This window comes from Termitidicoccus mucosus (assembly GCF_038725785.1).
Classification (GTDB): domain Bacteria; phylum Verrucomicrobiota; class Verrucomicrobiia; order Opitutales; family Opitutaceae; genus Termitidicoccus; species Termitidicoccus mucosus.
This window is the reverse complement of record NZ_CP109796.1, coordinates 3,781,253-3,794,450: the sequence shown is the minus strand read 5'-3', so window position 1 is coordinate 3,794,450 and position 13,198 is coordinate 3,781,253. Positions and strand designations below refer to the sequence as shown.

At 62.6% G+C, this 13,198-nt stretch carries 4 protein-coding genes; 3 read left to right on the top strand and 1 reads right to left on the bottom strand.

Annotation, left to right across the window (positions count from 1 at the left end):
* Window positions 1-72 precede the first annotated feature (72 nt).
* The 3 genes from OH491_RS13170 to OH491_RS13160 all read left to right on the top strand — a co-directional run bounded on the left by OH491_RS13170 (window position 73) and on the right by OH491_RS13160 (window position 11,527).
* Window positions 73-3,003, top strand: a complete 2,931-nt coding sequence (locus OH491_RS13170) for a TonB-dependent receptor domain-containing protein (RefSeq protein ID WP_068770853.1) — start codon at window positions 73-75, stop codon at window positions 3,001-3,003.
* 73 nt (window positions 3,004-3,076) lie between these two features.
* Entirely contained in the window at window positions 3,077-4,255 is a 1,179-nt protein-coding gene (locus OH491_RS13165) for a TlpA family protein disulfide reductase (RefSeq protein ID WP_068770854.1), read from the top strand.
* A 276-nt stretch (window positions 4,256-4,531) separates the two neighbouring features.
* On the top strand, window positions 4,532-11,527 hold the full coding sequence (locus tag OH491_RS13160; protein ID WP_068770855.1) for an immunoglobulin domain-containing protein: 6,996 nt from the start codon (window positions 4,532-4,534) through the stop codon (window positions 11,525-11,527).
* Here OH491_RS13160 and OH491_RS13155 read toward each other — a convergent pair.
* Window positions 11,524-13,167: a 4Fe-4S binding protein gene (locus OH491_RS13155; RefSeq protein ID WP_068770856.1), complete on the bottom strand. Its 1,644-nt coding sequence runs from the start codon at window positions 13,165-13,167 to the stop codon at window positions 11,524-11,526. The two genes, OH491_RS13160 and OH491_RS13155, sit on opposite strands and share 4 nt — an antisense overlap.
* Between the last annotated feature and the right edge of the window lie 31 nt (window positions 13,168-13,198).

The window sequence follows — 13,198 nt, the reverse complement described above, 5'->3', positions numbered from 1 at the left end:
CTCCTTTCTTTCATCCGTTCTGGGTAACTTTGGCCTGCCCTATGCATACAGGGACTGTAGTCGCCGACTACAATGCACCATACCACACGCTCCCTGTCCGCGCGCAGACACGCCCTGTTTGCATTTCTCGCGATACCCGCGTTTGCCGCAAACCTCGCGGCGCAAAGCAGCACGCCCCCACCTGCCGGCGATTCGCCTGATGACCCGGGCAGCGCGGTGCAGCTCGAAAAATTTGAAGTCACCGCCCAGCGCGTCGACGGACTCATCAACAAAAGCCTTCTGCAAAGCGGCGAAAACGCGCCCGTCTACCAGGACATCATCAGCCGTGTGGACATCGAGCGCATGGGGTTTACGAGCATCGAGGAACTCATGCGCAACCTGCCGCAAACCACGGCTGGAGCGAGTCTCTTGCAGACCGCGCCGGGAAACCTCGTTGAGTCCGGCGGTGGATGGGTTAAGTTTTCGACTGTCGGATTGCGCGGCTTCTCGTCGGATCAGACGGTCGTTCTTGTCAACGGGCGCGCGCTCCCTCGCAGCGGCGACACGGACAACGGCGGACCCGATCTCTCTCGCATCCCGCTGGCAGCCATCGAGCGCATCGAAATCCTGCCCTCCGCCGCCTCCGCGATTTACGGCGCGGGCGCGATCAGCGGCGGCATCAACATCATTTTGCGCCGCGATTACCACGGGCGCGACCTGACCGCTTACATCGGCTCCGCGACTGAGGGAGGCGCGACCGAGTATCGCCTGAATTATGTCGAGGGCATTTCCTTCGGCCACGGGCGCGGCAACATGACGCTCACGCTCAATTACCAGCACCGCAACCCGCTCTACGCGCGCGACCGCGACTATCTGGACGAGGCGTGGAGGCGTTACGGCCCCGACACCACGCTCAAGAACCAATACGGTGTGTCGGCGTTCGAGGATTACGGCATCCGCTCTTTTGGGGTGGGCATGGTCGCGCTCACCTCCCTGTCGGATCCAGCGCCCACCCTCGGCATCCCCGGAGCCACAAGCGCGCGCTACGCGGCCATACCCAAGGGGCTTTCTCCCGCGCAAGCGCAGGCGCTCACCATCGCCGACTTCACGCCAACCGCCGGCGTGGTCAACAAGGGCGAAAGCCTCGGACGCGTGGTGCTCTACAAGCCCATGGAGGTGTTTTCCGCCAACGCGCAGGTGGAATACGATTTCATCCCCAAAATCTTGCGCGGCTACGGCGAATTCACCTACGGGCGCACGCGCCAAAGTTACAACAGTCCGAGGCAGACTTCCACGACACTGGATGCCGCCGATCCCGCAAACCCCTTTGGGAAAACCGTCACGGTCTATCTCGACACCCCCGACCTTCCCGAGGCAAATGACAATTCGCGCTATGACAGTGTGCGCGCCGTCGCGGGCGTGCGCGGCTGGATCGGCAAAAATTGGGAATGGTCGGCGGACGGCACCGTCGATTACTCGGATAACAGGCTCGCAAGCGGCAACCCGCGTCTGGCGCTGGAAGGCATCATATCGCCCGAGGCGCGCACGGCCTACAATGTCTTCGCCGATCACTCGCTTTACCCGATCAGCCGGGAACTGCTGGATCAATATTTCAACTACGCGCGCAACAGCCACTCGCGCACGACGCTTTTCGAGGGAAATGCCCGCGTCACCGGGGACGTGTTCGAGCTGCCCGCCGGGCCGCTGCGCGCCTCGTTTATCGGCAGATACTCGAGCTGGGAATACGTCCAAGGGCAGTCATACCGCGGAGTGGAATATTTCAACAATGCCGATCAATACGAATCGTCGTCGAACGACAGCACGCGCAAGACATGGCAGGGCGGCTTCGAGGCGGTCATTCCTGTTCTTGGCGCCAAGTGGCGCCCCGTGCCCGTTGACGCGCTCGACCTCAACTTCAGCGCCTCGTGGGAATCGAACAAAAGCGGTGGCATCAACGCCAGCTCCGGCCTGCCCGTCAGCAGCGACGTGGACGCGCACACCTATGTGGGCGCCGTGAAGCTCCAAGTCACCAAGGACATCGCCCTGCGCGCCTCCTACACGGAAGGATTTTATCCCCCGAACTGGGACGACATCGGCTCCCCGGTTTTCACGCAGCAAGTCCCCGGCGTTTTTCCCGACTCCGCGCGCGGCTACACCATGCAGGCGGATTTTACCACCGTTCCCCCCGACATGGCTTTCATAAGCGTGACCATGGGCGGCAACCCCAACCTGCGCCCGGAGACCTCGAAATCGGCCAACTACGGTGTCATCCTGACCCCGCGCTTCCTGCCCGGCGTCACGCTTTCCGTCGATTACTGGAAAACCAAAAAGAAGGACGGCATCTATATCACCAACTTCCCCGACATCCTCGCCCACGCCGACATCTTCCACGCCAACATCACGCGCGCCGACCCCACCCCCGAGGACATCGCCAAGGGATGGCTCGGACGCGTGATCTCCATCGACTCGCGCACGCTCAATGCCGACCGCATCGAGACCGACGGCGTTGATTTCAAGCTCCGCTACCTTCGCGCCACCGAACGCTGGGGCACTTTTGACTGGCTCACCTCGGCCACCTACACCAACCAGTTCGTCATGCAGGAATCCCCGCTGGTCCGCCCGATCAACACCGTCGGCGCGGGTGGTCCGCTCCGCTGGCGCGGCGCCAGCGTCTTCACTTGGGCCAAGAAACGCTGGACCAACACCGTGACCGCGCGTTACACCCACACCTACCGCACCAACACCAACACGCCCTCCGCGAACTTCCCGAACGCCGCCGGCTACGACGGCAGCCACATCGCCTCCATCCTTAATTGGGATTACCAAATCTCCTATTCGGTACCCTACCAAAGAACCCGCTTGAGCAGATCCGACACTTGGTTTGCCGGCACCACTTGGACGGTCGGCATGCTCAATATCTTCAACCGCAAGCCCGCCTTCGTCACCGACGGTTCCAGCTACTACAACGGCTACGACGATCCGCGCCAGCGATTCCTCTACGTGCAGGTAAAAAAGAGTTTCTGACCCGCATCGACACACACTCGCCTCGCAGGAAGGGCCTCGAAAAACGAAGCCCTTCCTGCGCCATTTGTTTATCATGAAAACCACCATCGCCCTATCCCTCTTCGCCGCCCTCGCCCTCGCCGGCTGCGGCGACCAAAAACAAACCGCCGCATCCGCCGCGCCGCCGGAACAGGCCGCGCCCGCGGCAATCGCCGCGGCCGACCCGCTCGCCGGCGCGCTCGACGAATTGAAAACGCTCTCGCAGACACCGCCGCCCGAAGGCATCTCGCCCATCGAGCACAACCTCTGGTTTGACCGGCAGTGCCAGGCCATCGGCGAAAAAGCCCTTGCGATCTACACGGGAAATCCGTCCGACCCGCGCCGCTGGGACGCCGTCATGATCATGCGCCGCTACCAGCCGCGTTTCTACAAGAGCCTCGTCCCTGTCGCCGGGCCGGACGCCGAGCCTGTCGCCGAATTCGACACCGCCGCCGCCGAGGCCTGGCGGCAGCGCGCCGAGCAACTCGAGACCGCGCTCCGCTCCGCCACCGACCTGACTGCCGCCGCGCGCGAGGAACTCGACACGCGCGACACCTTCGCGAAACTCAACGAGGCCTACGCCGGGCTCATGCGCGACAAGAAGCCCGTCGATCTCGACGAAATCCGCGGCATCTTCGAAGCGTTTTTCGCCCGCTGGCCCGACAGCCAGTCGGGCGGCGCCGTCTCCTATTACGTTTCGTTCCGCAAGGGCATGGGCAAGGACGACGAAATTGAAACCCTCAAGACCTTCTTCGACTCGCCCAACGCCGCCGTGCGCGATTACGCCAGGACGCGTGTCGGCTTTTTTGAGAAAATACAAAAGCCCCTCGACATCGCCTACACCGCGATCGACGGGCGCGAGGTGGACCTGAAAAAACTGCGCGGCAAAGTCGTGCTCATCGATTTCTGGGCCACGTGGTGCGGCCCCTGCATCGCCGAACTGCCCGAGATGAAAAAAGTCCATGCCGCGTATCACGACAAGGGCTTCGAAATCGTCGGCATCTCGCTCGACAGCGAGCGCGACAAACAAAAGCTCCTCAAATTTATCGAGAAGGAATCCATGCCCTGGCCGCAGTATTTCGACGGCAAGGGCTGGCAGAACAAATTCGCCGTTGAATACGCCATCACGGGCATCCCGGCGATGTTCCTGCTCGACCAGGAGGGCAAAGTCGTCTCGACCAACGCGCGCGGCGGCAAACTCGAAACCGAGGTCAGGCGCCTGCTCGGCGAATAAGAAACTTGCCGATCCGCGCCCACCCGAAACAAGCGGGAGGGCGTCGCTCCGCGAGGCCGCAACGCGCACGCGCCACGGCCTTGCAGTATGTTTTGCCGTCGGGCCTGACATATGGAAGGTAAAACTCCTGCCCCTCGGGCTGATTATTAACGGTGCACGGGGCTCGTTGTGCGTTTTGCGGTGTTGCAATCGCCTGGATCCTTGGTTTGATCACGAAATATTTTCGAAGACTTAAGTCATGAGCCCTTGGTGAGTTAAAAATTCAACCCCACTTCCATGAAAACCTCCGGATTCAAGATCACGGCTGGCGTGGCCTGTGCCTGTGCTGCCGTAATCATTGCGTTTTTAGCTGCCAGCCGCAATCCACCGCGACCAACGCCGCCCAAGGGCAGCACCACCGTTTCGCAGAATGCATCGCGGCAAAACGCGCAACCGCGCGATGCAGGCGGCACGGGAGAGGCGGAGGGAAACGCCACCGCGGTGGAGGAACCCTGGCCAGCGTTTACGGCGGACGCCTTGTGGCGGTTGACTCCGCGCCAAATGGCATCCGCGCCGGATGCGGCACCGGAGCATTCCGCCGTCGTGGTGGCCGATCTCGACACCCGTCCGGCGGCTGAGACGCTGTGGAATCTGAAACAGGGCGACGACATCGAGCTCGCGCTGCCCAACGGAGAAGTCACGCGCGGCCACGTCAACCTCGTCCTCAACGACAACGGCGTGCTGCGCATCGGCGGCGGGTTGCCGGAGAAAGAACGCGGCTCCTTCGCCCTCGCGCTCAATGATAAATTGCAGCTCATGGGGCACATCCTGCTGCCCGGCATGGAACTCGCCTATGCGATCGAACCCGGCGGACGCCCGGACAATTCGCGCATGGAAGCCCTCCCCTTGGGCGATGTCATTTGTTTTCCCTATCAGGACCCGCCCGGCGACACGGATGCGGATGCCGCCGCGGGCCGGCAAGCCGTGCAAGCCTTCGCCGCCGACGCTGTCGCGCCCGCGCCGCAAGCCGCCGCCGTCCCCTCGCTCAGCAGCCGTCCCGCCGCGCCCGCCGTGCTCTATCTCGACTTCGACGGCGCGGTGGTGAACGACCCCTACTGGAACGGCGGCGCCACCATCAACGCCGCCGCCGCCAATCTCACCGAGGCGCAAATCAGGGATGTCTGGCAGGGGGTCAGCGAAGCCTACAGTCCCTTCAACATCGACGTCACCACCAACGCCGCGCGTTATGCCGCCATGCCCGCCGGCAAACGCATGCGCTGCATCATCACGCCGACCTACCAATGGTACACCAGCTCGACCGGCACCCGCGGCGTCGCGCTTCGGCACAGTTTTGCCAGGGCCGGCAGCTTGTTCGCCGGCGACACCCCGTGCTGGATCTTTGTCCCTTCGTTTTATACGTATATTGCCATGGTCTCCGCGCACGAGCTTGGCCACACGCTCGGTTTGATCCACGACGGCACCTATAATCCCGCCACGGGCGCGCGCAGCGAGTATTTCGGCGGCCACGGCACCGGCGAAATGTCCTGGGGGCCGATCATGGGCAACCCCTCCTACAGGAACATCACGCAATGGAGCAAAGGAGAGTATGCCTACGCCAGCAGCACCGAGGACGACCTCGCGATCATCAGCAGTTCGACCAACGGTTTCGGCTTTTTCAACGACGGCATTGGCGGCACGCGTGCCGCCGCCACCGCGCTCGGTCTTCCGGCCTCCGGCAGCGTGACGAAGTCGGGCGTCCTCACGTCGGCGGCGGACGAGGCGTGGTTTACCTTCACCCTTGCGGCGGAAAAAACCTGTTCTTTCTCCGCCGAACCCGCCGCCACTACGCCCAGGCTCGACATCCTCATGCAGCTCCTGGACGCGGGTGGAAACCCGCTCGTCACCGACAACCCCTCGCTGTCCCTGTCCGCCCTTATTGAAAAGAAACTTTCGCCGGGCACCTATTATATAAAAATTCAGGGCGCCGCCTATGGCGGCGGCCTGACCGAGGGCTACACCCGCTACGGCAGCATCGGCCAATACACGCTCACCGCCGGCGTCGCGACCGCCGTCAACGCGCCCACTATCACCCAGTACCCGCAAAACACGGCCACCCACACCGAGGCCGCGAGCTTCACGCTCACCGCCGCGGCCAGCGGCCCCGGCGCGCTGCGCTACCAATGGCAAAAGAACGGCGTGGATATGGCAACATCGGCGCGCGTCGCCGACGCCACCAGCGCGACGCTGACCGTGCTCGCCCCCGTCGCCGCCGACGCGGGGCAATATGCAATAAAAGTCCGCAACGCCGGCGGTGAGGCCACGAGCGCCCCCGCGACTGTTACCGTGACCGCCCCGCCGCCGCCGGCCATCATCACCCACCCGCAGTCCAAGACCGTCTCGGCCACGGCTTCCCATTTTTTGATTGATGTTTGGGCGACAGGCGCGGGCACATTGAGCTTCCAATGGCAAAAGGACGGCGTGGACCTGGTCCCGAGTTCGCATTACTCCGGCGTCAACGGCCCCACTCTATATGTCTATTCCCCGGAGGCGTCCGATGCGGGAGAATACCGGGTCAGGGTCGGCAATGCGGGCGGTGAAACCGTGAGCGAGCCGGCAAGCATTGCAGTAACCTTGCCGGAGCCTCCGACGATTGTGGAACACCCGGCGAATGTCACGCGGTTCGAAGGGCAGTCGGCGCCCATTGAACTGACCGTCACGGCCAGCGGGCAAGGCAGCTTGAGCTTCCGCTGGCAAAAGGATGATGTGGATATTGAGACGGGCGGGGATTATTCTACAAATGTCATATCTTATGCTAATCCAGTGGCCAGATTGTCTATAAATAATTACACAACGGCCCATTCCGGACGGTATCGCGCGGTGGTCACGAACCAGGGCGGCGGCACGCAAAGCAACGAGGCGATCGTAATCATTGACCTGCCGCCTGCTCCGACAATTTCGACGCATCCCGAAAACCGCACGACACTGGCGGGGGATTATTCGGTGACTTTTTCAGTCGGTGCCGTCGGAATTGGATTGAGATACCAGTGGGAAAAAAACGGCGCGGATTTGACGGCCTCATCCCACTACGGCGGCGTCAACTCCAGCGTGTTGTCCATTTATAGTCCGCAAATCGATGACGCGGGAAGCTATGCCGTGCGGGTCTGGAACGCCGGCGGCGAACAGCTCAGCAGCGCGGCTGTGCTCACGGTCAACCTGCCGCCGGTTCCGACCTTTCGACTTCAACCGAGCGACCTGTATTTGACACAAGGGAAAGGGATTTATTTGGAAGCTGGCGTGACAAGCTCGGGCGGTTATTCCTGCCAGTGGTATAAGGACGGGCAGGCGATAGCCGGCGCCACAAGCCATAGCTTTTTCATATCAAGCGCCGCGGTTTCCGATTCTGGAACCTATAAACTTGTCGTCACCAATCCCGGGGGAAGCGTCGAAAGCAAAGAAGTTGCCGTTGCCGTCGCGCCCGCGTCCGCCCCGGTGATCATCACGCAACCCAGGGACCAGACGGCCTATGAGGGCGGAAGCGTCACCTTTTCCGTGTTTGCCGACGGCGATCCCGCCCCGGATTATGAATGGCATAAGAACGGCGTCAAAATGATCAATTCGGGGCCATTGTTGACTGTGAGTAATATTCGCTCCGGGAACACGGACAAATACAAGGTGGTCGCCTCAAATATCGCGGGTTCCGTCACCAGCGACGAGGTCGCGGCCGGAATAGAGCCCGCCGCCGGCGGCAGGGGCATCGGCCTTTTCCCGGAACAGAAACGCACCGGTTGCGGGCGCGTTGTATATATGCTCCAAGTAAATTCGGCCTTCTCGTGGGCCGTTTCCACTGATTCGCCCTGGCTGGCCTTTTCCAAGAAAGAAGGAAATTCCTCGGATTTCATCGAGGTGACCGTGGCGCCCAACCCCCTTCCGGTTCAGCGCGCGGCGACTGTCAGTGTGGCCGGCCTTGTTCATACGATAACCCAGGCGCCGGCCGGCAGCCTCGTCCGGGAGTTGTGGGCCGTGGGAAACAATGAGCCCGGACAGCTCGGGACAGGGGTGCCGGGAGGCTCGCTCCAACGGCGCGCGATCCCCGTGCAAATCGACGCGGATGTGCGTTTCATTTCCGCCGGCTCATATTATAGCATGTATATAAAGGACGACGGGACGCTATGGACGGCCGGCGGCAACGGGTATTGGAAAATGGGGCTTCATCCCGTCGGGAATTACCCGGCCCCGGTGCAGACGGCATCCTCGGCCGCGTTTGTCGCGGCTTCCGTTGAGTATAGCATGTATATAAGACCGGACGGGGTGCTGTTTGGCGTCGGGCACAATTATGAAAGGCAGGTTGGCTCTTCCTCGGATTACGCGCCTCATACCGTCAGCGATGTCCGCAGATGGACAAGCATCGCGCCCGGCGCGGTGTCGGTGGCGGCGGGAGGGGCGCACACCTTGTTTATAAAATCCGACGGCTCTCTTTGGGGCATGGGACAGAATGCGGGACTTGTTGAGAGCGGTGACAGCAGTTATGGCTATTTGTTTACCCCCAGGCAAATAGCCGCCGATGCCGTGGCGGTCGCGGCCGGCGCCGCCCATGGCCTTTATATCAAGTCTGACCGCACTCTTTGGGGAATGGGTTTAAATTTTAATTATCAACTTGGACAACCTGTTTCCAACTGGTCTGTTTTGCCTCCGGTGCGGATTGACAACAATGTCGCCGCCATCGCCGCAAGTGGCGAACACAGTCTTTGGATAAAAAACGACGATTCCCTGTGGGCCGTCGGCCTTAATTCTTCCGGGCAGCTTGGCAGCGGTGCCAATGCCCGCATAACCGTGCCCGCCCAAATCGCAACCAACGTCAGGGCCGTGAGCACAAACTCACAGCATACATTATATATAACCAACGATAACAGATTGCGGGCCATGGGCGACAACACCCACGGGCAGTTTGGCAATGGCACTTTCGACAGTTCCAACATTCCCATTGAGGTCGCCGCCAATGTTGACGCCGTTTCCGCCGGCAGGAACCACACCCTCTTCATCGCCACCGGCGATATCCGGCTCGACCCGCCGCCGCCGCCCGTGATCACCGGCTTCTCGCCGGCCAATATCACCACACAAACCAAAGTCGTCATCACCGGCTCCAATTTTCATCATCTCGCCGGTGTTTATTTCGGCAGCATCGAAGCGGATAATTACACCGTTGATTCCGACACGCAAATCACCGCCTACGCGCCAATCGTTCCCGTCGAGGACGGCCAGTCCATCCACGTCGGCACCTTCGACGGCGTTGTCTCCAGCGCCGCGACTTACTCGGCGGCTTACCCGCCCGTGCCCGGCGAACCGATTCCCGACCAGCTTGTGCGTTTGGGCAACACCATCAGCATCGAGGCCCCCGTGCTCGGCACGCCCGCCCCCACGATTGTCTGGCAGGTCTCCACCGACGATGGCGCGACTTGGGCAGACCTCTCCGCCGACCTCATCCACGGGATTGACGCGCACGGCACGCTCACGATTTCCAACGCTCCGCTCGCCATCACGGGCAACCGCTACCGCTTCGTCGCCACGAACGCGCACGGCTTGGTAACGGGCACTCCATTTACCGTCACCGTCGCCTATCCGCCGTCCGTCATAACGCACCCGGTTTCGCAAACCGTGAACGCCGGGGCCAGCGTCTCGTTGATCGCCGCGTTTTCCGGCGCGCCCGCGCCCGCGCTCCAGTGGGAGGTTTCGACCACTGGCGGTTCGACATGGGCGCCGGTCGGGGGCGCCATCAATGCCACGCTTACGCTGAACAATGTGAACGCGCCGATGCATCTTGGGCAGTATCGATGCGCCGCCGAAAATCTCTACGGCATCGCCGTCACCAATCCCGCAACGCTCTCCGTGGTGCACGCACCAATCCATCACAACGGGATTACCAGTCAGGGTGTCGTCGTTGGCCGTGATGTCACGCTTTCCGCCGATGCATCCGGCCACCCGTCGCCGGCCTACCGCTGGCAGATTTCCACCGATGGAGGCGGCACATGGAACAACCTGTCCGATAATGCAAATTATCACGGCGCCTCCAGCAGCATGCTGGATATCAGCAACGTCACCGCCGGCATGAACGGTTACAAATATCGCTGCGTTGCCACCAATTCCCAAGGCGACTCCACCGGCGCCCCCATCACTCTCGCCGTTCTTTCCGCGCAGTTTTCCCAGCCCAAGGGCCTGGTTGTGTCAGGTGGCGCACTTTATATAACCGACGCGAGTTTGCATACCGTGCAAAAAGTCGGATTATCGAATCTTCAATCGGCCGTGCTGGCCGGTGCCACAGGACAAAGCGGGTATGCGCACGGCACAGGCGCTTCCGTCCGCTTCAGCCAGCCCATGGGCATATCCGCGGCCGGCAGCACTCTTTATATTGCTGATTCAGGCAACAACGCCTTGCGTTATCTCTCAACCAACGGACAAATTACATATACGATGCGTTTTACCACGACATCCGTGACCATCACTCCCTATTCGGTGGTTTCCAGCATATACGGCGACGAGGTTTGTTTCTCTGCCAATCCCGGACACGCAATCTTCGGCCCCATCGAGACTATTAGCGGCACCACCCGCGTGCCAATAAAAGCAGGATTCCCCGATCAGGCGGGTTATCTCGACAATGCACGGTCTGACGCCCGATTCAACCAGCCGTCAGGCATGGTGAGAAAAGCCACCGGCGCCGACCTTGTTGTCGCCGATGCCGGCAATCATGCCATCCGGATTGTCTCTTCTTCGGGCAGTGTGTCCACCCTTGCCGGTTCCGGCACCGGCGGCTGGCGGGATGGCACGGGGCGCGCGGCGGAATTTAATTCACCCCGAGGTCTCGCCACCGATTCCTCCGGCAACCTTTATATTGCCGATACCAACAACTCCACCATTCGCCGTGTTTCGGCCGTCGGCGAAGTCACCACCCTCGCGGGCAATCCCGGTGTGCATGGACTCAAGGATGGCAGCGCGGAGGATGCATGGTTCGACCATCCGCATGATGTGGCCTATGATTCATCCGGGAATCTCTACATCGCCGACACCGCGAACTCCGTCATCCGCAAGCTCAATCTCGCCACGCGCGAGGTCACCACGCTGGCGGTGACGCCCGTCTCTTCGGGAACCACCGGCGGCGGCACAGGAGGGAATACCGGCGGCGGTGGCGGTTCGACTGGAGGAAGCGGCGGTGGTGGCGGCGGCGCGCCTTCGCCGTGGTTTGTCATCGCGCTGGCTGCGCTCGGTCTGCTGCGTTTATACCGCAAAAACAAAACCGGCTAAAACGCGAAATCGCCCTCGGTCCCTTTCGGGGCCTCGGCTTTTTCCTGCACCAGCACGCTGGCGGTTTCATGCTTCGCCAGGCCGCGCACGATGACCGCTTTCACCGGGTGCGCGGGGCAGGCGTATTGGCAGGCGCCGCAGCCGATGCAGTATTCCGCGCTGACTTCCGGCTGGGCGAAGCGGGCGTCGCCCGGTTTCATTTGCAACGCCGCGGTCGGGCAGTGCTCGGCGCACGCGCCGCAGGCGGTGTCCTCGGTGATGACGATGCAATGCGAGAGCGTCACCTCGGCCACGCCGATGCGCGTGGTGTGCTTCGTGTCGCGGGTGAGCGGCTGGATGGCGCCGTCGGGGCAAACCTCGCCGCACACGGTGCAGTCGAAATTGCAAAAGCTGTGGTCGAAGTTCAGGCGCGGCTTCAGCATGCCGTTGAGGGTGCCGTAAGCCAGAAGCGCGGGCTCGATGACATGGCTGGGGCACGCGCTCACGCAGAGCTGGCAGGCGGTGCAGCGCGCGGTGAACTCGCGCGCGCCGCGCGAGCCAGGCGGGGCAATGGCGCGTCCGCCGGCGCGATGGCGCTCCCGGTGACGCTCGCCGTCGCCGCCGGCATGCGCCGCGGCGAAAAGTGGCGCGGCCGTGCCGAGGGCAAGCGCGCCGGCGAGGTTGGCGGCGATGAAGGAGCGGCGCGAGGTGGAGTCCCCGCTTTGCGCCGGCTGGGAAAAGTTTTTCCTTTGCGGGACGCGGGGATTTTTCGGCGGGCCTTTCGGCGCGCGGCCGAGCCAGCGGTGGCCGATGCCGTTCTCGTCGCAGACGGCAATGCAGTCGAAGCAGCCGACGCAGCGCGAGTGGTCGATGGTTTGCGTGCGGAGGTCGATGCATTGGGCCTTGCAATTCTTCAGGCAGTCCCCGCAGCGCACGCAGGCGGTCTGGTCGATGGCGAGACGCCAGAGCGCGCGGCGCGAGACAAGACCGAGCAGCGTGCCGACGGGGCAGACGGTGTTGCAGTAGAGCCGTCCGCGCCACGCCGACATCACGGTGACGACGCCGAAGATCGCGAGCACGGGGAGAAACACGCCGATGCCGGCCCAGGGAACGCCGACGGGAGGGACGGCGTTGAAACCGGCTTTTTGCGCGAGGGCGGCGACGAGGTTGTTGGCAAGGATGACGGGCGGGCGGAAGAGCGTGCCGGCGAAGCGCCCGAAGTTGCTGTAGGGGTCGAGCCACGCGAGCGCGAAGCCGCCCCAGCCGGCTGCGACGGCGAGCAGCGCGAGCACGAGGATGACGTGACGGGTCTTTTCGTGCGCGGGGCGGAAGGGGAGAAACGTTTTTCTTTTGCCGAAAATTTTGCGCGCGAGGGCCGCCGCGCGCGAGACGATGTCCTGAAACACGCCGAGCGGGCAGAGCGTCGAGCAATACACGCGGCCGAGCGCGAGGGTGGCGGCGAGGATGACGAGGCAGGCGAGCGAGAGCGCCGCGCCGGTGCCGAGCGCGAGCGCGGAAGGCACGAATTGCGCGGCGGCGATGGCGTGCTTGGGCGCGGCGGGGACGAGGTCGCGGTAGTCGAGAAAGGCAACCAGCGCCACGGCGAAGCACGCGAGGGCGATGACGACACGGAGCAGTTTCGGGAGGTTGCGAGAACGCATGGGAAGGAAAGAGGCGGCGGCGCGGGGGAAT